Raw genomic sequence first — 23983 nt, forward strand, 5'->3', positions numbered from 1 at the left:
TTCGGTCGGTCTCAGTGGTTTCGGCGGTCCTGGCGGGGGCGGTGTGCGGGCGGGCCGCCCGGCCGGTCGCCGGTGCTGGTCACCGTCGCGACGAAGGGTGTGACGGGGCCGGACGGATCGATCGGCTCCAGCCATGAGGGGGACTGTGCGGGTGCGGGTGCCTCTGGCGGTCGTGGCGGTGGGAGCGGTTCAGCGTCCGCGGGTCAGCCGGTCCCGTCATTCGAGGCCGGTTCGGTCGGTCTCAGTGGTTTCGGCGGTCCTGGCGGGGGCGGTGTGCGGGCGGGCCGCCCGGCCGGTCGCCGGTGCTGGTCACCGTCGCGACGAAGACGGTGACGCTGCGCACGGGGCGAGGTCGGTGCAGCGGGGAGAGGAACAGCGCGAGGTAGCCGCGCGCGGTGTCCGCCCACAAGCACCAGGGGGGTGTCTCCCCGAGGACGGGATCGCCGGGGCCGCACCGGTCCCGGAGTCCGCTCGCGGCACGGCGCAGGGTGGCCGTCAGATCCGCGGGAACGCGAGCCGTGCTGGCGTCGGCCGCGACGGGCCGGACCGACGGAGGTGGCCCTGCGGGAACCTCGCCCATGTCCGCCCGTATCACCGCCGGTCGGCGGTTGAGCATGCGTATACCCATGCCCGCATCCTGTCGGCCACGGCGCACGGCTGCGCCTCCGCGGGGTCCACGTGAGTGACGAGCCCTGCCGCATGTGCGCCACGGGAGGGAACCCCCCGCCGTGAGCGCGCCAAAGCACCCGAAGCCGCCCCCAACGACCGGCGCGCGGTGCACATGGAACGCACGGGGCTCCGGCTCCGGCTCCGGCTCCGGCTCCGGCTCCGGCTCCGGCTCCGGCTCCGGCTCCGGCTCCGGCTCCGGCTCCGGCTCCGGCTCCGGCTCCGGGGCAGGATGCCCACCAGGAGGACCGCGCCGTGCCCCGCCCGTGGCGGCAGGGCTTCCGAGCCGGGCAGCAGCCGCCCGCGCGGGCGGCGCTGCGGAACCGCCGCACAAGGCACGGCAGGCCGAACCACCGTCACGGGGCACAGCGACACCCGGGCCCCCCGAGCCGGGCGGTACGCCCCCGCAGGCCGCGCACGAGAGGCACGACCGCCTCCGAGTCACCGTCGTGGGGGCTCGGAGGCGCCCAGACGCCCCGGCCGCTCCACCGCGAGCCGGCGAGCCTTCCGCGCCGAACAGTGCGCCGTACGCCCCAGCAGGCCGCGCTGCGGGACCGCTGCGAAAGGCATGACGCGCCGAGCCGGCGTCGCGGAGGGGCCGGGGCACCCAGACACCCCCGTCGCCGCAGGCTAGTGCGCCGCCGACTCCCAGTCCGGGCCGACGCCGACCGAGACGTCCAGGGGGGCCCTGAGCTGTACCGCGCCGGCCATCTCGTGGCGGACGATCTGCTCCACGGTCTCCCGTTCGCCGGGGGCGATCTCCAGGACGATTTCGTCGTGGACCTGGAGGAGCATGCGGGAGGCGAGGCCCGCCTCGCGCAGGGCGCGGTCCACGTGCAGCATGGCGATCTTGACGATGTCGGCCGCCGTGCCCTGGATCGGCGCGTTGAGGGCCATGCGCTCGGCCATCTCGCGGCGCTGGCGGTTGTCGCTGTTGAGGTCGGGCAGATAGCGGCGGCGGCCGAAGAGGGTCTCGGTGTAGCCGGTCGCCCGCGCCTCTTCGACCACGCGGCGCAGATAGTCCCGTACGCCGCCGAAGCGCTCGAAGTACGCGTCCATCAGGCCGCGCGCCTCGGCCGCCTCGATGTTCAGCTGCTGGGAGAGGCCGAAGGCCGACAGCCCGTAGGCCAGGCCGTAGGACATCGCCTTGATCTTGCGCCGCATCTCCGCGTCCACCGCCGAGCGGTCGACGCCGAAGACCTGCGAGGCCGCTGTGGTGTGCAGGTCCTCGCCGGAGGTGAACGCCTCGATCAGGCCCGCGTCCTCGGACAGGTGGGCCATCACACGCAGCTCGATCTGGCTGTAGTCAGCCGTCATCAGCGACTCGAAGCCCTCGCCGACCACGAAGCCGCGCCGGATGGCCCGGCCCTCGTCGGTGCGGACGGGGATGTTCTGAAGGTTCGGGTCCGTCGACGACAGACGGCCGGTCGCGGCGACCGTCTGGTTGAACGTGGTGTGGATCCGGCCGTCGGCCGCGATCGTCTTGATCAGGCCCTCGACGGTGACGCGCAGCTTCGCCTGCTCGCGGTGGCGGAGCATGACGACCGGCAGCTCGTTGTCCGTCTGAGTGGCCAGCCATGCCAGGGCGTCGGCGTCGGTGGTGTAGCCCGTCTTCGTCTTCTTCGTCTTCGGCAGGGCGAGTTCGCCGAAGAGGACTTCCTGGAGCTGCTTGGGCGAGCCGAGGTTGAACTCGTGCCCGGCCGCCGCGTGCGCCTCCTTCACGGCCTGCTGCACCGCCCCCGCGAACGTCTGCTCCATCGCCTCGAGGTGGGAGCGGTCCGCCGCGATGCCGTGCCGCTCCATGCGGGCCAGCAACACGGACGTCGGCAGTTCCACGTCGCGCAGCAGGTCCGCCGCGCCGACCTCCGGAAGGCGCGCCTCGAAGGCCTCGCCCAAGTCGAGGACGGCCCGGGCCTGGATCATCAGGGCCTCGGCCTCGGCGCCCTCGTCCGCGCCGAAGGCGAGCTGACCGTCGGCCGCGGCGGCGGGGGCCAGCTCCCGGTGCAGGTACTCCAGGGACAGCGCGTCCAGGTCGAAGGAGCGGCGGCCCGGCTTGACCAGGTAGGCGGCGAGCGCAGTGTCCATGGTGGCGCCCTCGATGGTCCAGCCGTGCTCGGCGAAGACCCGCATGGCGCCCTTGGCGTTGTGGAAGACCTTGGGCCGGTCCGCGTCGGCCAGCCAGGCCGCGAACGCGCTCTCGTCCGCCTCGTCCAACTGCGACGGGTCGAACCAGGCGGCCGCTCCCCCGGGGGCGGCGAGCGCGATCTCGGCGACCGAGCCGGCGCCCAGCGCCCAGGTGTCGACGGTGGCGACACCGAGGACCTGCGTGCCGTGCTCGGCGAGCCAGCCGGCCAGCTCGCCGGTGCCGAGCACGGTGCCGTCCAGCTGCACCCCGTCCGTCGTGATCGGGGTGGTGTCGGCCTCCTCGGCGCCCGGGTCCACGGCGAAGAGCCGCTCGCGCAGGGAGGGGTTGCGGATCTCCAGGGTGTCCAGGACCATCGCGACGGCCTTGCGGTCGTACGGCGTACGGGCGAGGTCGGTGACCGCCTTGGGCAGCTCCACGCTCCGCTCCAGCTCGGTGAGCCGACGGTTGAGCTTGACGGACTCCAGGTGGTCGCGCAGGTTCTGGCCGGCCTTGCCCTTGACCTCCTCGACCCGCTCCACGAGCTGGGCGAACGAACCGAACTGGTTGATCCACTTCGCCGCCGTCTTCTCACCGACGCCGGGGATGCCCGGCAGGTTGTCCGACGGGTCGCCTCGCAGCGCCGCGAAGTCCGGGTACTGGGCCGGCGTCAGTCCGTACTTCTCGATCACCTTCTCCGGGGTGAACCGGGTCAGCTCGGAGACGCCCTTGGTGGGGTAGAGCACCGTCGTGTGCTCGGAGACCAGCTGGAAGGAGTCGCGGTCGCCGGTGACGATCAGCACCTCGAAGCCCTCGGCCTCGGCCTGGGTGGCGAGGGTGGCGATCACGTCGTCCGCCTCGTACCCGTCGACGGCGAAGCGGGAGGCGTTCATCGCGTCGAGCAGTTCGCCGATCAGCTCGACCTGGCCCTTGAACTCGTCCGGGGTCTTGGAGCGGTTCGCCTTGTACTCGGTGAACTCCGCGGAGCGCCAGGTCTTGCGGGAGACGTCGAAGGCGACCGCGAAGTGCGTCGGCTCCTCGTCACGCAGGGTGTTGGCCAGCATCGACGCGAAGCCGTAGATGGCGTTCGTCGGCTGGCCCGTCGCGGTCGTGAAGTTCTCCGCGGGCAGCGCGAAGAACGCGCGGTAGGCCAGCGAGTGCCCGTCCATGAGCATCAGCCGCGGCCGGGCGCCGCCGGGGGTGGTGTCGGTCTTCTTCGATGCTGTCTCTGCCACGTCCCCGATCCTGCCACGTGCCACTGACAGCCGGGGTCCGCCCTCCGCCTCCGCGGCCGCGGGCCAGGCCACCCGGTCCGGCCGGCCCGGCCTGCGCGCGGGGCCTTCGCGCTCGGCGTCCCCGGCCGTAAGCCCTGCAAGGGGGCCGTGCGAGGATCGGAGACGTTCTTCACACACCGCAGTCGAAGGAGAGCGTGCGATGGCCACGAAGCCGCCCATGGGTGATCCGGTTCAGGACGCGCCGCAGGTAGCCGAGCCGCAGCACGCGGCGGCCGGGCTGCCGGCCATCGGGCACACGCTGCGGATCGCCCAGCAGCAGATGGGGGTGAGGCGCACCGCGCTGACCCTGCTGCGGGTCAACCAGAAGGACGGCTTCGACTGCCCGGGCTGTGCCTGGCCGGAGCCGGAGCACCGGCACACGGCGGAGTTCTGCGAGAACGGCGCAAAGGCGGTCGCCGAGGAGGCCACCCTGCGCCGGGTCACCCCGGAGTTCTTCGCCGCGCACCCCGTGTCCGATCTGGCGGACCGGAGCGGGTACTGGCTGGGCCAGCAGGGGCGGCTCACGCACCCCATGTACCTGCCCGAGGGTGCCGATCACTACGAACCGGTCACCTGGGAGCGCGCCTTCGACATCGTCGCCGAGGAGATCGCCGCCCTCGGCTCCCCCGACGAGGCCCTCTTCTACACCTCCGGCCGCACCAGCAACGAGGCCGCGTTCCTCTACCAGCTCTTCGCGCGCGAGCTGGGCACCAACAACCTGCCCGACTGCTCCAACATGTGCCACGAGTCCTCCGGCTCGGCCCTGTCGGAGACGATCGGGATCGGCAAGGGCAGTGTGCTCCTGGAGGACCTCTACAAGGCCGACCTGATCATCGTCGCCGGGCAGAACCCGGGGACGAACCACCCCCGTATGCTCTCCGCCCTGGAGAAGGCCAAGGCGGGCGGCGCGAAGATCATCAGCGTCAATCCGCTGCCCGAGGCTGGTCTGGAGCGGTTCAAGAACCCGCAGACCCCGCAGGGCATGCTCAAGGGCGCCGCGCTCACCGATCTGTTCCTCCAGATCCGCATCGGCGGCGACCAGGCCCTCTTCCGCCTCCTCAACAAGCTGATCCTCGACGCCGAGGGTGCGGTGGACGAGCAGTTCGTCCGCGAACACACCCATGGCTACGAGGAGTTCGCGAAGGCCGCCCGCGCCGCCGACTGGGACGAGACACTCACCGCGACCGGGCTCACGCGCGCGGAGATCGACCGCGCGCTGGAGATGGTCCTCGCCTCCCAGCGCACCATCGTGTGCTGGGCGATGGGCCTGACCCAGCACAAGCACTCGGTGCCGACCATCCGCGAGGTGGTCAACTTCCTGCTGCTGCGCGGCAACATCGGCCGCCCGGGCGCGGGCGTGTGCCCGGTGCGCGGCCACTCCAACGTGCAGGGCGACCGCACGATGGGCATCTTCGAGCGCCCCGACCACGACTTCCTGGACGCCCTGGAGAAGGAGTTCGGCTTCGCGCCGCCGCGCGAGCACGGCTACGACGTCGTACGGGCCATCCGCGCCCTGCGCGACGGCGAGGCGAAGGTGTTCTTCGCCATGGGCGGCAACTTCGTCTCCGCCTCCCCCGACACCGACGTCACCGAGGCCGCGATGCGCCGGGCCCGGCTGACGGTGCACGTGTCGACCAAGCTCAACCGCTCCCACGTGGTCACGGGCGCGCGTGCGCTGATCCTGCCCACCCTCGGCCGCACCGAGCGGGACGTGCAGGACGGCGGCGAGCAGTTCGTCACCGTCGAGGACTCCATGGGCATGGTGCACGCCTCCCGGGGCCGGCTGCGGCCCGCGGGCGTGCAGCTGAAGTCCGAGCCGGCCATCGTGTGCGGGCTGGCCCGCCGGGTGCTGGGCGAGAAGACCGTGGTGCCGTGGGAGGAGTTCGAGAGGGACTACGCCGCGATCCGCGACCGGATCGCCCGGGTCGTCCCCGGCTTCGAGGACTTCAACGCGCGCGTGGCCCACCCCGGCGGCTTCGCGCTGCCGCACGCCCCGCGCGACGAGCGCCGCTTCCCGACGGCCACCGGCAAGGCCAACTTCACCGCCGCGCCGGTGGAGTACCCCGAACTGCCTGAGGGGCGGCTGCTGTTGCAGACGCTGCGCTCGCACGACCAGTACAACACCACGGTGTACGGCCTCGACGACCGCTACCGGGGGATCAAGAACGGCCGGCGGGTGGTGCTGGTCAACCCGGAGGACGCGCGGACGCTGGGAGTGGCCGACGGGTCGTACGTGGACCTGGTCGGCGAGTGGAAGGACGGCGTGGAGCGGCGGGCGCCGGGCTTCCGGGTCGTGCACTATCCGACGGCCCGGGGCTGTGCCGCGTCGTACTACCCGGAGACCAACGTGCTGGTGCCGCTGGACGCCACCGCCGATACCAGCAACACCCCGGCCAGCAAGTCCGTCGTGGTGCGTCTGGAACAATCGGCGGCCGACTGAGCGTTCGCTCAGTGAATGCGGCGGCCGATCGACGCCGAACCGGTCGACGCCGAGCCGATCAAGGACGAACGGAGCCGGACCCCATGGGCGAGCAGCAGAACGTGAAGTTCCCGCAGGAAGTCCTCGACGAGTACGCCGCGCTCGGCATCGACCTGCCCGCCCTCTTCTCCGCCGGACACCTCGGCACCCGCATGGGCGTGCAGATCCTGGAGGCGTCCGCCGAGCGCGTCGTCGGCACCATGCCGGTGGAGGGCAACACCCAGCCCTACGGGCTGCTGCACGGCGGCGCCTCCGCCGTCCTCGCCGAGACCCTCGGCTCGGTGGGTGCGATGCTGCACGGCGGCAGCTCCAAGATCGCGGTCGGTGTCGACCTGAACTGCACCCATCACCGCGGGGCGCGCTCCGGTCTGGTCACCGGCGTGGCCACACCCGTCCACCGGGGACGCTCGACGGCGACGTACGAGGTCGTGATCAGCGACGAGGAGGGTCGGCGGGTGTGCAGCGCCCGCCTGACCTGCCTGCTGCGCGACGCGAAGCCGGGCGACGGCCCCGCCGGCGCAGCCGGCTGAGCCGCGGAGGCACCTCCTCCACCGTTGCCCCCGGACACCGGGCCGCCTAGCTTCTTGGCATGACAACGGGAGGAGCCCCCCGGCCGGGGGCGCGGTCGAGCCCGTTCCGCCCCCAACTGCCGCCCCTGCCAACCGCGTCGGCGACCACCCCGGACGGGCGGACGCCCGGCGGGCCCACGCCCGCCGGACCCACCCCGGCCAGGCCTGCCCACGCCAAGCCCACACCCGCCGAACCCACGCCCGCGAGGCCTGCCCACGCCAAGTCCACACCCACCGGGCCCACCCACGCCGAACCCACACCCACCAGGCCCACACCTACCGGACCTGCCCACGCCGAGCCCACACCCGCCGGACACGGCACCGCGCCCCCAACACCACCCCGGATCCCGCCCGGACACGGCACCGGCACCCCAACACCACCCCGGATCCCACCCGGACACGGCGCCCCGCCCCCGGCACCACCCCGACTCGCCCCGCACGGGTCGGGCCCCGAGGGGAAGCGCCAAGCCGCTTGCCTCATCGGCGATCTGACTCGCCGCCACCCCCAAGGAGACCGCACCGGCCGGCACCAAGTCGGCACGTCCGGCAGCAGGCCGTTGCCGTGAACGGCGTCGGGCCGCTCGAACCGGGCGAGGGCACGCGCGCGTGGGGCACGCCCGACCCGGACGCCCCACCCCGCGCCGACGGCCTCGCGCGCAGCTCTCTCGCGCGGCTGTACCAGCGGCACCGCCGTGCCGCCCTCACGGCCCTGACGCTCGCCCTTCTCCTCGCGGGCGGCGGCTACCTGTTCACCACCCGTCAGGACACGGCGCAGCCCCGGCCGCACCCCCCGGCGCCGCCCTACCCCTCCCTGGTGACCGACGTGTCCTACCTCGACGCGGTCGCCGCGCCCGGGGACGCCGAAACCAGGACATTCAGCTTCGCGGTGCTGGTCAGCGTGCAGTCCGGCCCACCCGTGACCGTCACCGGCATCACCCAGCCGTACGCGGGACTTTCCCTCACCTCCGAGCCCCGCACCCCGTTTCACACAAGAGCGGGATCCGCCCAGAAAGTTGTGATCACCATGCATGTGAAGGAATGCGGAAAAGCGCCGAGGAACGCCGGACTCCCATTCCTGGACGTGACGCTGCGTAATAAGCGCGCAATCCAGGTGCACAGTTTCATCCTCGGGTCACGCTATGCGCAGAGCCTCTCCCAGGCCCTGCAAGTCGCCTGCGGCAACGGTTCGTTGTAATCACCAAAACTGGCGAGACGCCTGAACGCAGCGCCGCGCGTCCTGCGAGTTCTCAGAATCCGGACCGGGCAATTCGGCCTGAATTCCGCTGTTCGACCCTCCGTGTACCGCTCCGCAATACGTCGTGTCATAACAAGAGCGTCACAGCCTTGGCCAAGCCCTCCTCGACATTCCCTGCGCACGCCTAGAGTCACCGCCAGTCACGGCGCGTCGGATTACCTCTTCGACTCCGCGCTCGACTCGACCTCTTCCAGGGGGGAGGGGCCGTGCCAGGGAAAGGACTGATCGTGCGTCAACGTTCGCTCATCGCCATCACCGCCGCGCTGGCGGCGGGAGCACTCACCCTCACCGCCTGCGGCTCGCGCGGCGGCGACAAGGGTTCGGACTCCGGCAACGGTGACACCATCGTCACCATCGGCGTCGACGCGCCGCTGACCGGCGGCCTGTCCGCAATGGGCCTCGGCATCAAGAACTCCGCCGACCTCGCGGCCAAGACGGCCAACAAGCAGAAGCTCGTCAAGGGCGTCACCTTCAAGGTCCAAGCCCTCGACGACCAGATTCAGCCCTCCGTGGGCCAGCAGAACGCCGTCAAGTTCGTCGCGGACAAGTCCGTCCTCGGCGTCGTCGGCCCCCTGAACTCGTCCGTCGCCGAGTCCATGCAGAAGGTCTTCGACGACGCCCAGCTCGTCGAGATCTCCCCCGCCAACACCGGCATCTCCCTCACCCAGGGCGCGGACTGGCAGAACAAGAAGGTCCGCCAGTACAAGTCGTACTTCCGCACCGCGACCACGGACGCCGTCCAGGGCCCGTTCGCCGCGCAGTACCTCTACAACACCGCCAAGAAGACCAAGGTCTTCGTCATCGACGACAAGAAGACCTACGGTGCCGGCCTGGCCGGCACCTTCACCGAGGAGTTCAAGAAGCTCGGCGGCAAGGTCGTCGGCACCGAGCACATCAACCCCGAGTCCAAGGACTACTCCGCGGTCGCCACCAAGGTGAAGAACTCCGGCGCCGACGTCGTCTACTACGGCGGCGAGTACCCGCAGGCCGGCCCGCTCAGCAAGCAGATCAAGGCCGCCGGCGCCAAGATCCCGCTCATCGGCGGCGACGGCATCAAGGACGACGAGTTCATCAAGCTGGCCGGCTCCGACAGCGGCGGTGACCTGTCCACCTCCGTCGGCGCGCCGGTCGAGGAACTCGACTCCGCCAAGCAGTTCATGGCCGACTACAAGGCCGCGGGCTACAAGGAGGAGTACTCCGCCTACGGCGGCTACTCCTACGACTCCGCCTGGGCGATCATCGAGGCCGTCAAGAAGGTCGTCGACGACAACGGCGGCAAGCTGCCCGACGACGCCCGCGCCAAGGTCACCGCGGCCACCCAGAACGTCTCCTTCGACGGTGTGACCGGCAAGGTCTCCTTCGACGAGTTCGGCGACGCCACCAACAAGCAGATCACCGTGTACGCCGTCAAGGACGGCGCGTGGACGTCGGTCCACTCCGGCACCTTCACGGGCTGAGCCGCACCAGCACCGCTCACCAGTCGCGCGGGGCGCTGTTCCACTGGCGCCCCGCGCGCACTCACATCCGGCCCCATTCGTCAAACATCCGAAAGTCTCGGAGGACATGCGGTGAACGAACTGCCGCAGCAGCTGGTCAACGGCCTGCTCCTGGGATCCATGTACGGCCTGGTCGCCATCGGCTACACAATGGTCTACGGCATCGTCCAGCTCATCAACTTCGCCCACGGCGAGATCTTCATGACGGGGGCCTTCGGCGCCCTCTCCGTCTATCTGTGGGTGCTGCCTGAGGGCACCTCGATGTGGGTCGCCCTGCCACTGATGCTGATGGGCGCCATCATCGTCGCCGTCCTCGTCGCGGTCGGAGCGGAACGATTCGCCTACCGGCCCCTGCGCGGCGCGCCACGCCTGGCGCCCCTGATCACCGCCATCGGACTCTCCCTGGCCCTGCAGCAGGCCGTCTGGGCCTGGTTCCCCGAGGCCAAGTCCGCCCGCACCTTCCCCCAGATCGACGGCGGCCCCTTCGACATCGGCAGCGTCACCATCCAGACCGGTGACATCTTCCTGCTCATCGCCGCGCCGCTCAGCATGGCCATCCTCGGCTACTTCGTCATGAAGACCCGCACCGGACGAGGCATGCAGGCCACCGCGCAGGACCCGGACACCGCCAAGCTGATGGGCGTCAACACCGACCGCATCATCGTGATCGCCTTCGCCCTCGGCGCCGCCTTCGCCGCCGTCGGTGGTGTCGCCTACGGCCTCAAATACGGCCAGATCGAGTTCCGCATGGGCTTCCTCCTCGGTCTCAAGGCCTTCACCGCGGCCGTACTCGGCGGCATCGGCAACATCTACGGCGCCATGATCGGCGGCGTCGTCCTCGGCGTCGCCGAGACCCTCGCCACCGCCTACATCGCCGACATCCCCGGCATGGACAAGTTCGGCAGCAACACCTGGGCAGACGTCTGGGCGTTCGTACTCCTCATCCTCGTGCTCCTCTTCCGGCCCCAGGGCCTGCTCGGCGAGCGCGTCGCGGACAGGGCGTGACACCGTGACCACACAGACCACAGCTCCCGAGACCCCCAGCGCCCCCACCGCCGACGGCACCCGCACCGGCCTCGTCCCGATACCGGAACACATCGGCCGCGCCCTCGCCACCGGCGGAGGCGTCCTCACCCTCGCCGCCACCTTCATGGCCTGGACCTGGACCTCCGAGTTCCCCGGCGACCTCACCGTCTACGGCTACCCCGGCGGCCTGCAGGTCCTCGTCCTCATCGGCGCCGTCCTCACCACCCTGTTCGCGCTCTCCTCCTACGGCGTCAAGGGTCTGCGCTGGCTCGCCCCCGCAGGCGCCGACGCGGCCATCAAGTTCGCCGCGCTGGCCACCTGCTGCACCGCGCTGTACACGGTCATCGCCATCAGCGTCAAACTCGGCGGCGCCGTCAACCTCGAACCCGGCGGCTACATCGTCGCCGTCAGCAGCCTCGCCGCCCTCATCGGCGCCCTGGCCCTGCCCTTCGAGCGCCCCGAACCGGACCCGATCGACCCCGACGACAGCGGCTGGGAACACTTCAAACACCAGGTGGCCCACCTTCGGGAGATCGTCAAGGCGAACTTCGCGACCGGCACCCCCCGCCCCGTGGGCACGTTGCCGTCCTACGCCGAGATCCTCATCATCGTCGCCATCCTCGGACTGGGCCTGACCGTCTTCACCTACGGCATCGGCACCGAATACGACGAACTGTTCATCGGCTTCCTCATCATGGCCGGTTTCGGCTTCGCCGCCCTCAGCAAGTCGGGCCTCATCGCCCACGCCTCCCAGATCAGCAGCCGGCACCAGAACATCACCGTCATCGGCGCCTTCATCGCGGCGGCCGTCTTCCCCTTCACCCAGACCGACGACCAGTACGCCACCCTCGGCGTCTACATCCTGATCTTCGCCACCGTCGCACTCGGCCTGAACATCGTCGTCGGCCTCGCCGGCCTCCTTGACCTCGGATACGTCGCGTTCCTCGGCGTCGGCGCCTACGCCGCGGCCCTGGTCTCCGGCTCCCCCACCTCCCCCTTCCACGTGCACTTCCCGTTCTGGGCCGCCCTCCTCGTCGGCGCCGCCGCCTCCCTGGTCTTCGGCGTCCTCATCGGCGCCCCGACCCTGCGGCTGCGCGGCGACTACCTCGCCATCGTCACTCTCGGCTTCGGTGAGATCTTCCGCATCACCGCCAACAACCTCGACGGCACCTCGGGACCCGACCTCACCAACGGCTCCAACGGCGTCGCGTCCGTCCCCAACCTGAACATCCTCGGCTTCGACTTCGGCCGCCAGCACGACATCGCCGGATTCGGCATCGGCCGCTTCGCCAACTACTTCCTCCTGATGCTCCTCATCACCGCCGTCGTCGTCCTCGTCTTCCGGCGCAGCGGCAACTCCCGCATCGGACGCGCCTGGGTGGCCATCCGCGAGGACGAAACCGCGGCCCAGGCCATGGGCATCAACGGCTTCCGGGTCAAACTCATCGCCTTCGCCGTCGGCGCCTGCCTGGCCGGCCTCGCCGGCACCGTACAGGCCCACGTCACCTACACCGTGACCCCCGAGCAGTACCTCTTCGCCAGCTCCACCCCGCCCAACTCCGCCTTCCTGCTGGCCGCAGTGGTCCTCGGCGGCATGGGCACCATCGCCGGACCGCTCATCGGCGCCTCACTGCTCTTCCTCATCCCGAACAAGCTCCAGTTCCTCGGCGACTACCAGCTCTTCGCCTTCGGACTCGCGCTGGTTCTGCTCATGCGCTTCCGGCCGGAGGGCCTCATCCCCAACCGCCGCCGCCAGCTCGAATTCCACGACGAGGCCGACGCGCCCACAGTCCTCAGCAAGACGGGGGCCTGACCACCATGACCACCGACACCACCGCCAAGGACACGCCGGTGACCACCACCTCCGGCAACACCGTCCTGGACGCCCGCGGCGTCACCATGCGCTTCGGCGGCCTCACCGCCGTACGGGGAGTCGACCTCACCGTCAACAGCGGCGAGATCGTCGGCCTCATCGGCCCGAACGGCGCCGGCAAGACAACGTTCTTCAACTGCCTCACCGGCCTCTACATCCCCACCGAGGGCGAAGTCCGCTACAAAGGCGAGGTCCTGCCGCCCAAGCCCTTCAAGGTCACCGCGGCAGGCATCGCCCGCACCTTCCAGAACATCCGGCTCTTCGCCAACATGACCGTCCTGGAAAACGTGCTCGTCGGCCGCCACACCCGCACCAAGGAAGGCTTCTGGTCCGCCGTCCTGCGGGGCCCGGGCTTCCACCGGGCCGAGGCCGCCTCCAAGGCCCGCGCCATGGAACTCCTCGCGTTCGTGGGCCTCGCCCACAAGGCGGACCACCTCTCGCGCAACCTCCCCTACGGCGAACAGCGCAAGCTGGAGATCGCCCGGGCACTGGCCAGCGAACCCGGACTGCTGCTCCTCGACGAGCCGACCGCCGGCATGAACCCGCAGGAGACCCGCGCCACCGAGGAACTGGTCTTCGCCATCCGCGACATGGGCATCGCCGTCCTCGTCATCGAGCACGACATGCGGTTCATCATGAACCTCTGCGACCGCGTCGCCGTCCTCGTCCAGGGCGAAAAGCTGATCGAAGGCGACAGCGCCACCGTCCAGGGCGACGAGCGCGTCGTCGCCGCCTACCTCGGCGAGCCCTTCGAGGGCGCGCCCGGTGACGAGGAGGTGGCCGAGGTCGAGAGCGCCGAGGCACACGCCCAGGCGGCGGAGGCGCAGGCAGAGGCCGACACCCCGCAGGACGCCGCGCCCGGCAAGGAGAACGACCGATGACCGCACTGCTCGAAGTCGAGGACCTCCGCGTCGCCTACGGCAAGATCCAGGCCGTCAAGGGCATCTCCTTCACCGTCGATGCCGGCGAGATCGTCACCCTCATCGGCACCAACGGCGCCGGCAAGACCACCACCCTGCGCACCCTCTCCGGGCTGCTCAAGCCGGTCGGCGGGCAGATCAGGTTCAACGGCAAGTCCCTCAAGAAGACCCCCGCCCACCAGATCGTCTCGCTGGGGCTCGCCCACTCCCCCGAAGGGCGGCACATCTTCCCCCGCATGACCATCGAGGACAACCTCCTCCTCGGAGCGTTCCTGCGCAGCGACAAACAGGGCATCGAGAAGGACGTCCAGCGGGCCTACGACCTCTTCCCCATCCTCGGGGAGCGCAGGAAGCAGGCGGCGGGCACCCTGTCCGGCGGCGAACAGCAGATGCTGGCCATGGGCCGGGCCCTGATGTCCCAGCCCAAGCTGCTCATGCTCGACGAACCGTCGATGGGTCTCTCCCCCATCATGATGCAGAAGATCATGGCGACCATCGCCGAGCTGAAATCCCAGGGCACGACGATTCTGCTCGTCGAGCAGAACGCCCAGGCGGCGCTTTCCCTCGCCGACCAGGGGCACGTCATGGAAGTCGGCAACATCGTGCTGTCCGGCACCGGCCAGGACCTGCTGCACGACGAATCGGTCCGCAAGGCGTACCTGGGCGAGGACTGACCCCGCCCGGTGACCACCGGAACGAGAAGGGGCCCGCGTCCCGTGAGGGGACGCGGGCCCCTTGCCTGCGGGTACCGGCCCGCCCGGCTCAGTCCTTGTCGGGCTTGGCGCCCTTCGCGGCCTTCTTCTCCTCGCTGTCCTGGATGACCGCCTCCGCGACCTGCTGCATCGACATGCGGCGGTCCATCGAGGTCTTCTGGATCCAGCGGAAGGCGGCCGGCTCGGTCAGCCCGTACTCCGTCTGAAGGATCGACTTGGCGCGGTCGACCAGCTTGCGGGTCTCCAGCCGCTGGGCGAGGTCCGCGACCTCCTTCTCCAGCTCCTTCAGCTCGGTGAACCTCGAGACGGCCATCTCGATGGCGGGAACGACGTCGCTCTTGCTGAACGGCTTCACCAGGTACGCCATCGCCCCGGCGTCCCGGGCGCGCTCCACCAGGTCGCGCTGCGAGAAGGCGGTGAGCATGAGAACGGGCGCGATCCGCTCCTCGGCGATCCGCTCCGCCGCCGAGATGCCGTCGAGCTTGGGCATCTTCACATCGAGGATCACCAGGTCCGGGTGGTGCTCGCGGGCCAGCTCCACAGCCCGCTCGCCGTCCCCGGCCTCACCGACGACCCGGTAGCCCTCTTCCTCCAGCATCTCTTTGAGGTCGAGCCGGATCAGCGCCTCGTCCTCGGCGATGACGACGCGGGTCGTCAGCGGAGGCACGTGCGACTTGTCGTCGTCGGACACGTCTACGGGCTCGGGCGACTCGGCGGTCACGGGGGCGCTCCTTGTTCCGGGGCGGGCGGGTACTGCTCCAAGAGCGTACCCAGCTGCGGTAAGGTGGGGGGACGGCGGGTGACCGTCGATCTTTGTTTCAAAGGGGGCCCCGGTAGCCCAGCGGTAGAGGCAATGGTCTCAAACACCATCCAGCGTCGGTTCGAATCCGACCCGGGGTACGTTTCCTCCGAATCCAAGGTCGCAAGTTCTACTTGGGAGTGTCGTCCTCCCCGATGTGGTGAACCCTGACCAGGTTCGTCGAGCCCGGCACCCCCGGGGGCGAGCCCGCTGTGATCACCACCACGTCGCCCTTCTTGCAGCGGCCGTACCTCAGCAGCAGTTCGTCGACCTGGTCGACCATGGCGTCGGTCGAGTCGACGCGCGGACCCAGGAACGTCTCCACACCCCAGGTGGCGCTGAGTTGGGAACGGGTGGCCGGCTCCGTGGTGAAGGCCAGCAGCGGAATGGGTGAGCGGTAGCGGGAGAGCCGCCGGGCGGTGTCGCCCGACTGCGTGAAGGCGACCAGGAACCTGGCGCCGAGGAAGTCGCCGATCTCCGCCGCCGCGCGGGCGACGGCGCCGCCCTGGGTGCGGGGCTTGTTGTGATCGGTCAGCGGCGGCAGGCCCTTGGCGAGGAGGTCCTCCTCGGCCGCAGCGACGATGCGGGCCATCGTCCGCACCGTCTCCACCGGGTGCTTGCCCACACTGGTCTCGCCCGACAGCATCACCGCGTCCGTGCCGTCGAGCACCGCGTTGGCCACGTCCGAGGCCTCCGCGCGGGTCGGGCGGGAGTTGCCGATCATCGAGTCGAGCATCTGGGTGGCGACGATCACCGGTTTGGCGTTCCGCCGGGCCAGCTTGATCGCGCGCTTCTGGACGATGGGGACCTGCTCCAGCGGCATTTCCACGCCCAGGTCGCCGCGGGCGACCATGATGCCGTCGAAGGCGGCCACGATATCGTCGACGGCCTCCACCGCCTGCGGCTTCTCGATCTTGGCGATGACGGGGAGGCGGCGGCCCTCGTCGTCCATGACGCGGTGGACCTCGAGGATGTCCCGGCCACTGCGGACGAAGGACAGCGCGACGACGTCGAAGCCGGTGCGCAGCGCCCAGCGCAGGTCGTCCTCGTCCTTCTTGGACAGGGCAGGGACCGAGACGGCGACGCCCGGCAGATTGAGCCCCTTGTGGTCGGAGATCACGCCGCCCTCGATCACCCGGGTACGGACGCGGGGGCCGTGGACGGCGGTGACCTCGAGGCCCACCTTGCCGTCGTCGACGAGGATGCGCTCGCCGGGCGTGACGTCCTCGGCGAGGCCGGCGTGGGTGGTGCCGCAGATGCGGCGGTCGCCCTCGACGCCCTCTTCGACGGTGATGGTGAAGGTGTCGCCGCGTTCGAGGAGTACGGGTCCTTCGCGGAAGCGGCCGAGCCGGATCTTCGGACCCTGAAGGTCGGCGAGTATTCCGACGCTGCGTCCGGTCTCGTCGGCGGCCCGGCGTACGTGCCGGTAGCGCTCCTCGTGTTCGGCGTGGCCGCCGTGGCTGAGGTTGAATCGGGCGACGTCCATTCCGGCGTCGACCAGTGCCTTGATCTGGTCGTACGTGTCGGTGGCGGGCCCCAGAGTACAAACGATCTTTGCTCGGCGCATGATGTGAGCCTAGGCCTTACCAGTGGGTAGACGATTGGTACGACGTGACTACTCAACAACCTTTGAATGAAGGAGTATTGACAACTGTTGAACTGTGCGGGACGGCGCTCCGACGAGCGTTCGCCCCGTTCGCGGACCGGAAGACGCAACGGACGTAATCACAGTCTGGGCGGTGCCATGGTGAATCGCGCGTCGAGTTGCGCGTGGACGTGCTGCCGCTCGGGTTCGAGGTCCAGGGGCGCGGCCTCGTCCTGCGGCGCCGGACCTCCGTAGGCCGCCATCGCCCGCATCCGTCCGGGGGCCTGCGGCCGGGGCGGGGCGCCCTCCACTCCGATGTCGGCGATCTCCACGAGGGCGGTGAGCGAGGTGCCGAGCGCCTCGGCGTACTCCCTGGCCCGCTGGACGGCCTCCTGCACGGCCTGCCGGCGTGCCTCCCGGTGGGCCGGCGAGCCGGGGCGCAGCGACCACCAGGGTCCGTCCACCCGGGTGAGTTCCAAGTCGGCCAGTCGGGTGGTGAGTTCACCGAGGGCGGTGAAGTCGGAGAGTTCGGCGGTGAGGCGTACGGCGCCGTGGTACGTGCGGACGCGCTCGCCGCGGCCGTGCCGGGTCGGTTCGGGGGCGATGGAGAAGGCGCCGGTCTCCAGGTGTTCGACCGCCTGGCCGTAGGACTTGACGAGGTCGAGGACGCGGGCGTTGCGCCGGGTGAGGTCGTCCAGGGCGGAACGGCGGTCCTTGCCGCGGGCGGTGACGGTGATGTCGATACGGGCGATCTCGGGGTCGACTTCGAGGTGTGCCTCACCGCGGACGGCGATCCGGGGTGCGTCGGGGGTGCCGTAGGGGACGGCGGGGACGGGTTCCGGTGCGGGGGCTGAGGTCATACGTCCCACTCTGTCACCAGTGCCCGGTTCTCCGCGCCCGCCGGTCATCAGATCGCAACCTTCCGGGGGTGTTGCGGTTCGTCGCGGGCCGCCAGAATCTACGCGCGTCATCGACCTGTTCACGAGGAGAACCAGACATGCCGTTGAACCGCCGGAAGTTCCTTTCGAAGTCCGCCGCCACCGGGGCGGGGGTGGCGCTGGCCGGCGCCGTGGCGGCTCCGGCGGCGCAGGCCGCGCCCGCCGCTTCCGCCGCGGCGGGCCAGAAGCCCGAGAACCCGGGCAAGCGCTACTCCCTCACCGTCATGGGCACGACCGACCTGCACGGGCACGTGTTCAACTGGGACTACTTCAAGGACGGCGAGTACAGCGACGCGGCGGGCAACGCCCAGGGCCTGGCCCGGGTCTCCACGCTGGTCGACCAGGTCCGCAAGGAGAAGGGCCGTGAGAACACGCTGCTCCTGGACGCCGGTGACACGATTCAGGGCACCCCGCTGACGTACTACTACGCGAAGGTCGACCCGATCACCGCAAAGCGCGGTCCGGTGCACCCGATGGCCAAGGCCATGAACGCCATCGGGTACGACGCGGTGGCGCTCGGCAACCACGAGTTCAACTACGGCATCGAGACGCTGCGCAAGTTCGAGGAGCAGTGCAACTTCCCGCTGCTCGGCGCGAACGCGGTGGACCACAAGACCCAGAAGCCGGCCTTCCCGCCGTACTTCATGAAGAAGTTCCACGCGCCGGGCGCCGCCCCGGTGACGGTGGCCGTGCTGGGTCTGACCAACCCGGGCATCGCGATCTGGGACAAGGCCTATGTCCAGGGCAAGTTGGACTTCCCGGGTCTTGAGGAGCAGGCCGCGAAGTGGGTGCCCAAGCTGCGTTCGATGGGCGCGGACGTGGTCATCGTCTCGGCGCACTCGGGCACGTCCGGCACCTCGTCGTACGGCGACCAGCTGCCGTACGTGGAGGACGCCGCCGCGAACATCGCCCGGCAGGTGCCCGGCATCGACGCGATCCTGGTGGGCCACGCGCACAAGGAGATCGCGGAGCTGAAGGTCGTCAACGACAAGACCGGCAAGACGGTCGTGCTGTCGGAGCCGCTGTGCTACGCCGAGCGGCTCTCCCTCTTCGACATCGAGCTGGTGTTCGTCAAGGGCCAGTGGGAGGTGGAGTCGGTCTCCGCCTCGCTGCGCAACGCCAACACCGTCGCGGACGACCCGAAGATCACCAAGCTGCTGTCGGACCAGCACGCGGAGGTCGTGAAGTACGTCAACCAGGTGGTCGGCCAGGCGACGGTGACCCTCACCACCATCGACGCCCGCTACAAGGACGCCCCGATCATCGACCTGATCAACAAGGTGCAGGAGGACGTGGTGAAGGCCGCGCTGGCGGGCACGCAGTACGCCGCGCTGCCGGTCGTCTCGCAGGCCTCCCCCTTCTCGCGCACCTCGGAGATCCCGGCCGGCAAGGTGACGATCCGGGACCTGTCGAGCCTGTACGTGTACGACAACACGCTGGTCGCCAAGTTGATGACGGGTGCCCAGCTGCGGGCGTACCTGGAGTACTCGGCGGAGTACTTCGTGCAGACGGCCGCCGGCGCGACGGTCGACGTGAACAAGCTGACGAACGCGGGCGGCCGCCCGGACTACAACTACGACTATGTGTCGGGGCTGCAGTACGACATCGACATCGCCCAGCCGGCCGGTTCGCGGATCAAGAACCTGACGTTCAACGGTGCGGCGCTGGACGACGCCCAGGAGTTCGTGATGGCGGTGAACAACTACCGTGCCAACGGCGGTGGCGCGTTCCCGCACGTGGCCTCGGCGAAGGAGCTGTGGGCGGAGTCGACCGAGATCCGCACCCGGATCGCTGAGTGGGTCACGGCGAAGGGCGTGCTCGACCCGAAGGACTTCGCGTCGCTGGACTGGAAGCTGACGCGCAACGGCACGCCGGTGTTCTGATCGGTTCGACCGGTTTCCTTCTTCGCAGGACGGCCTCAGATCCCGTCCGCCAGGGGCGTCAGCGCCTTGACCTGGCGGGACGGCGGGATCTGGGGCCGTCCCCGTTCCAGGCCGAAGGTGGTGAAGGCGGTACGGGCGGGCAGCGGGTAGGCCTGTGTCCCGGTCACCGCGTTGAGGATGGTGGCGCTGCGCCAGGCGGCGAGGCCCAGGTCGGGGGCGCCGACGCCGTGGGTGTGGCGTTCGGCGTTCTGCACGTGGACATGGCAGCCGGTGGCGGTGATGGCCGGGTCGAGGGCGAGGCGGAACTGCTCGTCGACACAAAGACGTTCCTTGCCGTCGCGGCGCAGAAAGAGGTCGAGACCGGTGAGCAGGGGCGTGACGGGGCGTTCGCGGTAGCCGGTGGCAAGGACGACGGCGTCGGTGGTGAGGCGGGTGCGGGTGCCCTGCTGCACGTGTTCGAGGTGGAGTTCGATCCGGGAACCGGCGACCCGGCCGGCGGTGCGGACCAGGATGCCGGGGGTCAGGACGGCGTCGGGCCAGCCGCCGTCCAGCGTGCGGCGGTAGAGCTCGTCGTGGATGGCGGCGAGGGTGTCGGCATCGACGCCCTTGTGGAGCTGCCACTGGCCGTCGACGAGCCGGTCGCGCACGGGTTCGGCCAGGTCGTGGAAGTAGCGCATGTAGTCGGGGGTGAAGTGCTCCAGGCCGAGCTTGGAGTATTCCATCGGGGCGAAGGCCTCGGTGCGGCCGATCCAGTGCAGCCGCTCGCCGCCGGCCCGGCGGTGGCGCAGCAGGTCGAGGAAGACCTCGGCGCCGGACTGTCCGGAGCCGACGACGGTGATGTGGCCGGCCGCGAGCAGGGTGTCGCGGTGGTCGAGGTAGTCGGCGGCGTGGATGACGGGGACGCCGGGGGCGTCGGCGAGGGGCCTCAGCGGGGCGGGCACATGGGGTTCGGTGCCGATGCCGAGGACGACGTTGCGGGTGTGGACACGGCCGACGGCCTCCGCCTCGCCGTCGGCGTCGAGCTGGGTGAAGTCGACCTCGAAGAGCGCGAGTTCGGGGTTCCAGCGGACGGCGTCGACCTGGTGGCCGTAGCGCACCGAGGGCAGGTTCTCGGAGACCCAGCGGCAGTAGGCGTCGTACTCGGCGCGCTGGATGTGGAAGCGCTCGGCGAAGTAGAAGGGGAAGAGCCGGCCGCGGGTCTTGAGGTAGTTGAGGAAGGACCACTCGCTGGCCGGGTCGGCGAGGGTGACCAGGTCGGCGAGGAAGGGCACCTGGACGCGGGAGCCGTCGATGAGCAGGCCGGGGTGCCAGTGGAAACGGGGGCGCCGCTCGTAGAAGACGGTGTCGAGACCGGTGAGAGGGTGGGCGAGCGCGGCCAGGGAGAGATTGAACGGCCCGATGCCGATGCCGACCAGGTCGCGGGGCGCCTGGGAAGTGAGGTGTGCGGGATGGTTCATCGGGGGGTGCTTCCTTCCACCAGTTTCAGCAGGGCGGCCAGGTCTTCGGTCCGGGTGTCCGGGTTGAGCAGGGTGGCCTTGAGCCAGAGCCGGTCGTCGAGGCGGGCGCGGCCGAGGACGGCACGGCCTTCGGTGAGGAGTCGGCGGCGTACGGCGGCGACGGCGTCGTCGGTGGCGCCGGCGGGCCGGAACAGGACGGTGCTGATGGTGGGCCGGTCGTGGAGCTCGAAGCCGGGGTGGTCGTGGATGAGGTCGGCGAACTCGCGGGCGCGGGCGCAGACCTGGTCGACGAGGGCGCCGAGGCCGCGGCGGCCGAGGGCCTTGAGGGTGACGGCGATCTTGAGGACGTCGGGGCGGCGGGTGGTGCGCAGGGAGCGGCCGAGCAGGTCGGGCAGGCCGGCCTCGGTGTCGTCGCCCGCGTTGAGGTAGTCGGCGCGCTGGTGCAGGACGGCGAGGTCACGGGGGTGGCGGACGGCGAGGAGTCCGGCGGCGACCGGCTGCCAGCCGAGTTTGTGCAGGTCGAGGGTGACGGTGTGGGCGGCTTCGAGCCCGGTCAGCTTGTCCCGGTGGCGTTCGCTGAACAGCAGTCCCCCGCCGTGGGCGGCGTCGATGTGCAGCCGGGCGCCGTGGGCGGCGCACAGTCCGGCGATCTCCGGGAGGGGGTCGATGAGGCCGGCGTCGGTGGTGCCGGCGGTGGCGGCCACGAGGAGGGAGCCGCGCGGTCCGCCGAGGTCGGTGAGGACACCGTGCAGCGCGGCGGGGTCGAGGGTGCCGGAGGGTGCGGGCACGACCACGGGTTCGGGCAGGCCGAGCAGCCAGGCGGCGCGGGGCAGGGAGTGGTGCGCGTTGGCGCCGCAGACCAGGCGGAGGCCGCCGCCGCAGGACTCGCGGGCGAGCAGCAGGGCGAGTTGGTTGGACTCGGTGCCGCCGGTGGTGACGACGGAGTCGGCGAGGCCGGTCTCGCGGGCGAGCGTCCGCGTGACGAGGGCTTCGAGTTCGGAGGCGGCGGGTGCCTGGTCCCAGGAGTCCAGGGACGGGTTGAGGGCGCTGACGGCGAGGTCGGCGGCGGTGGCCACGGCGAGCGGTGGGCAGTGCAGATGGGCCGCGCACAGCGGGTCGGCGGGGTCGGCGGCGCCTTCGGCGAGGGCGTGCACGAGGTCGCGCAGGGCGGCCGGGTCGCCGTGCTCGGGCAGGACCTCGCCCACGGCGTCGCGCAGCCGGGCGGCGACCGCCTCGGGCCCGCCCGCGGGCAGGGGGCCGCCGCGGGCGCGGCGGCCGCTGTCGAGGGCGTCGAGCACGGTGTCGAGCAGGGGCCGCAGGGCGTGCGGGCCGTCGGGACCGGAGGCGAGACGGGCGGGGTGCTCCGGGGGCGGCGGGGTGCTCATGGGACTGTCCTCCTTGACATCCTCCCCCTCTTTCAAAAGAGGGGGATTCCAACCCAGGCGGGTTGAGGTTCACGGGCGCTCGAGCGGCTGGTGGCCGCTGTCACCCCTCCGGCACCGGCTGTGCGCCGGGGGCGGGGAATGCCGCCCTGTCCTGCCGCGACGTTCTGTGCTGCATTCTCATCGGCGTTGCAGCTGAACCCGCAGGACACGCAGACGAACTCGGCTTGGCTCTTGCGCGAGTTCTTCTCGATCCATCCGCAGGCACTGCAGCGCAAAGACGTGTACTGGGCGGGTACGTCTTCGACCCGGCCAGGGGCCATCTCCTGCGTCCGACGACGCAGGAGGCCCCAGCCCTGGGCAAGGATCGCCCGGTTCAGCCCAGCCTTGGCTCGTACATTCCTGCCGGGCTGCTCGATGGTCCCCTTCGCTGAGGCGGTCATGTTCTTGATGTTCAGCTTTTCGAACCGCACCAGGTCATAGCTGCGGGCGAGCATCGTCGAGGTTTTCTCGCACCAGTCCTTGCGTCGGCCGGCTTCGCGGGCCTTGAGCTTGGCCACCTTGGCGTGCTCGGCTCGCTTGCACTCGCTTCCCTTCGGGGCGCGGGCCGCCCGACGCTGGTGCTTACGGATCCGGGCACGCTCCCGGACGGTGAGCTGCGGGCAGTTCAGCTTCCGCCCGTCCGACAACGCGGCGGTGATCCTGACTCCCCGGTCGACGCCGATGACTCCACCCGTGCCGGATGCACCGATCGGCTCGGGGATGACCGCGAACGCGATGTGCCACTGACCGTTGCGGAAGGTGACACGGAACGTCTTCGCTTTGGGCAGGTCCGGGCGGGTGGTCCTGAACCGTACCCAGCCACAGCCGGGAACCCTCACCTGAGCCCAGCGCCGGTTGAGTTTCTGCACCACCACCAACCGGCTCATGACCTGCCTGCCCTTGGCGTTCAGCTTCGGCCTACCGTCGCCCTCGAACTCCGGCACCCGATCCGTGCCGATCACGCGGAAACCCTCGTGCGCGAACTTCTTCCGCCACGTCGGCTCGCCGAGCCCGGAGGTGAACCGCGCGTTCTTCGCCCTGGCGAAATCCTTCAATGCCTGCTGCTGCACATCAGCATTCCCCGCGTGCAGCCACTCACTTGCCCGGCGCGCCTCGGTCAGCTGACGGCACTGCTCGGCAAACCCCGGGGCGGGGTTCCTGCCCGGCGCCCAGTGCGCGTGCTGCTCGACGGCCAGGTTCCACACGTACCGGGCGTGCGCGCAGTGTTCGAGCATAATGCCCGCCTGCTCGCTCGTCGGATACATACGAAAACGTGACATGCCGTCAACGTAATCCCACCGCTCGCTCCCCTCTTCGAATCCCACCAGGCCCACACGAACGAGTGACCACCACACCACCGCCCTGAACAGCCGGGCGTCCCCTCGGAAAGGGGGTGGTGGACGGGCTCGACGTAGCGCCGGTCTTCGGGGAGGAGAGCAGGAGGGCCGGCTTCGCGGGCTGCCCACAGCGGGGCGGTGATCCCGGTCGTCGCCGGCCCGCAGAC

17 protein-coding genes and 1 tRNA gene are annotated in these 23983 nt (G+C 70.3%); 10 read left to right on the plus strand and 8 right to left on the minus strand.

Annotation, left to right across the window (positions count from 1 at the left end):
• Positions 1-241: 241 nt before the first annotated feature.
• Positions 242-628 carry a hypothetical protein gene (locus ACIQFZ_RS10995; RefSeq protein ID WP_383056000.1) on the minus strand — a complete coding sequence of 129 codons (387 nt, stop codon included), beginning with the start codon at positions 626-628 and terminating at the stop codon, positions 242-244.
• A gap of 668 nt (positions 629-1296) precedes the next feature.
• Positions 1297-4023, minus strand: a complete 2727-nt coding sequence (polA, locus tag ACIQFZ_RS11000; RefSeq protein WP_376651424.1) for a DNA polymerase I — start codon at positions 4021-4023, stop codon at positions 1297-1299.
• Positions 4024-4222: 199 nt separating this feature from the next.
• Between polA and ACIQFZ_RS11005 the strand changes: the two genes are divergently transcribed.
• From ACIQFZ_RS11005 to ACIQFZ_RS11040, 8 genes are all read left to right on the plus strand, one after another.
• Positions 4223-6502, plus strand: a complete 2280-nt coding sequence (locus ACIQFZ_RS11005) for an FdhF/YdeP family oxidoreductase (RefSeq protein ID WP_402691093.1) — start codon at positions 4223-4225, stop codon at positions 6500-6502.
• A gap of 83 nt (positions 6503-6585) precedes the next feature.
• Positions 6586-7071 carry a hotdog fold thioesterase gene (locus ACIQFZ_RS11010; RefSeq protein ID WP_365431046.1) on the plus strand — a complete coding sequence of 162 codons (486 nt, stop codon included), beginning with the start codon at positions 6586-6588 and terminating at the stop codon, positions 7069-7071.
• A gap of 601 nt (positions 7072-7672) precedes the next feature.
• Positions 7673-8305 (plus strand): Tat pathway signal sequence domain protein, encoded by a 633-nt coding sequence (locus ACIQFZ_RS11015; protein ID WP_365431048.1) that lies wholly within the window; start codon positions 7673-7675, stop codon positions 8303-8305.
• A 287-nt stretch (positions 8306-8592) separates the two neighbouring features.
• Entirely contained in the window at positions 8593-9822 is a 1230-nt protein-coding gene (locus tag ACIQFZ_RS11020; RefSeq protein ID WP_383056005.1) for a branched-chain amino acid ABC transporter substrate-binding protein, read from the plus strand.
• A gap of 111 nt (positions 9823-9933) precedes the next feature.
• Complete coding sequence (locus ACIQFZ_RS11025; protein ID WP_365420570.1) at positions 9934-10866, plus strand: branched-chain amino acid ABC transporter permease; 933 nt, start codon at positions 9934-9936, stop codon at positions 10864-10866.
• Between the two features lie 4 nt (positions 10867-10870).
• Positions 10871-12700, plus strand: coding sequence for an ABC transporter permease subunit (locus tag ACIQFZ_RS11030; RefSeq protein ID WP_365420567.1), 1830 nt, complete (start codon positions 10871-10873; stop codon positions 12698-12700).
• Between the two features lie 5 nt (positions 12701-12705).
• Positions 12706-13641, plus strand: a complete 936-nt coding sequence (locus ACIQFZ_RS11035; RefSeq protein WP_365420564.1) for an ABC transporter ATP-binding protein — start codon at positions 12706-12708, stop codon at positions 13639-13641.
• Complete coding sequence (locus ACIQFZ_RS11040) at positions 13638-14354, plus strand: ABC transporter ATP-binding protein (protein ID WP_365420561.1); 717 nt, start codon at positions 13638-13640, stop codon at positions 14352-14354. Before ACIQFZ_RS11035 ends, ACIQFZ_RS11040 begins: the two co-directional genes overlap by 4 nt.
• An 88-nt stretch (positions 14355-14442) precedes the next feature.
• Here ACIQFZ_RS11040 and ACIQFZ_RS11045 read toward each other — a convergent pair whose 3' ends face one another.
• Entirely contained in the window at positions 14443-15114 is a 672-nt protein-coding gene (locus ACIQFZ_RS11045; protein WP_365420559.1) for a response regulator, read from the minus strand.
• 106 nt (positions 15115-15220) lie between these two features.
• On the opposite strand from ACIQFZ_RS11045, the gene ACIQFZ_RS11050 reads away from it, so the two are divergent.
• Positions 15221-15293 (plus strand) — tRNA-Leu (locus ACIQFZ_RS11050).
• A gap of 29 nt (positions 15294-15322) precedes the next feature.
• Here ACIQFZ_RS11050 and pyk read toward each other — a convergent pair.
• Positions 15323-16759: a pyruvate kinase gene (gene pyk, locus ACIQFZ_RS11055; RefSeq protein WP_365775134.1), complete on the minus strand. Its 1437-nt coding sequence runs from the start codon at positions 16757-16759 to the stop codon at positions 15323-15325.
• A 158-nt stretch (positions 16760-16917) separates the two neighbouring features.
• Positions 16918-17637 (minus strand): SIMPL domain-containing protein, encoded by a 720-nt coding sequence (locus tag ACIQFZ_RS11060; RefSeq protein ID WP_365775135.1) that lies wholly within the window; start codon positions 17635-17637, stop codon positions 16918-16920.
• A gap of 137 nt (positions 17638-17774) precedes the next feature.
• Between ACIQFZ_RS11060 and ACIQFZ_RS11065 the strand changes: the two genes are divergently transcribed.
• The gene (locus tag ACIQFZ_RS11065; protein WP_383056010.1) at positions 17775-19598 is read left to right on the plus strand and encodes a bifunctional metallophosphatase/5'-nucleotidase; all 1824 of its coding nucleotides are present in this window, start codon (positions 17775-17777) and stop codon (positions 19596-19598) included.
• Positions 19599-19633: 35 nt separating this feature from the next.
• Here ACIQFZ_RS11065 and ACIQFZ_RS11070 read toward each other — a convergent pair whose 3' ends face one another.
• Genes ACIQFZ_RS11070 through ACIQFZ_RS11080 form a run of 3 tightly spaced genes read right to left on the minus strand, consistent with a single transcriptional unit; the run spans position 19634 to position 23804 of the window.
• Complete coding sequence (locus ACIQFZ_RS11070; protein WP_402691094.1) at positions 19634-21055, minus strand: lysine N(6)-hydroxylase/L-ornithine N(5)-oxygenase family protein; 1422 nt, start codon at positions 21053-21055, stop codon at positions 19634-19636.
• Positions 21052-22440 (minus strand): pyridoxal phosphate-dependent decarboxylase family protein, encoded by a 1389-nt coding sequence (locus ACIQFZ_RS11075; RefSeq protein ID WP_402691095.1) that lies wholly within the window; start codon positions 22438-22440, stop codon positions 21052-21054. The genes ACIQFZ_RS11070 and ACIQFZ_RS11075 overlap by 4 nt, the downstream gene beginning before the upstream one ends.
• A gap of 32 nt (positions 22441-22472) precedes the next feature.
• Positions 22473-23804, minus strand: a complete 1332-nt coding sequence (locus tag ACIQFZ_RS11080; protein WP_402691096.1) for an RNA-guided endonuclease InsQ/TnpB family protein — start codon at positions 23802-23804, stop codon at positions 22473-22475.
• Positions 23805-23983: the final 179 nt, after the last annotated feature.

The organism is Streptomyces sp. NPDC093064 (assembly GCF_044754605.1).
Taxonomy (GTDB): domain Bacteria; phylum Actinomycetota; class Actinomycetes; order Streptomycetales; family Streptomycetaceae; genus Streptomyces.

Coding starts and splice junctions, on each gene's coding strand:
- ACIQFZ_RS10995 (WP_383056000.1), bottom strand. CDS start 628: ATGGGTATACGCATGCTCAACCGCCGACCGGCGGTGATACGGGCGGAC.
- ACIQFZ_RS11005 (WP_402691093.1), top strand. CDS start 4,223: ATGGCCACGAAGCCGCCCATGGGTGATCCGGTTCAGGACGCGCCGCAG.
- ACIQFZ_RS11010 (WP_365431046.1), top strand. CDS start 6,586: ATGGGCGAGCAGCAGAACGTGAAGTTCCCGCAGGAAGTCCTCGACGAG.
- ACIQFZ_RS11035 (WP_365420564.1), top strand. CDS start 12,706: ATGACCACCGACACCACCGCCAAGGACACGCCGGTGACCACCACCTCC.
- ACIQFZ_RS11040 (WP_365420561.1), top strand. CDS start 13,638: ATGACCGCACTGCTCGAAGTCGAGGACCTCCGCGTCGCCTACGGCAAG.
- pyk (WP_365775134.1), bottom strand. CDS start 16,759: ATGCGCCGAGCAAAGATCGTTTGTACTCTGGGGCCCGCCACCGACACG.
- ACIQFZ_RS11060 (WP_365775135.1), bottom strand. CDS start 17,637: ATGACCTCAGCCCCCGCACCGGAACCCGTCCCCGCCGTCCCCTACGGC.
- ACIQFZ_RS11065 (WP_383056010.1), top strand. CDS start 17,775: ATGCCGTTGAACCGCCGGAAGTTCCTTTCGAAGTCCGCCGCCACCGGG.
- ACIQFZ_RS11070 (WP_402691094.1), bottom strand. CDS start 21,055: ATGAACCATCCCGCACACCTCACTTCCCAGGCGCCCCGCGACCTGGTC.
- ACIQFZ_RS11075 (WP_402691095.1), bottom strand. CDS start 22,440: ATGAGCACCCCGCCGCCCCCGGAGCACCCCGCCCGTCTCGCCTCCGGT.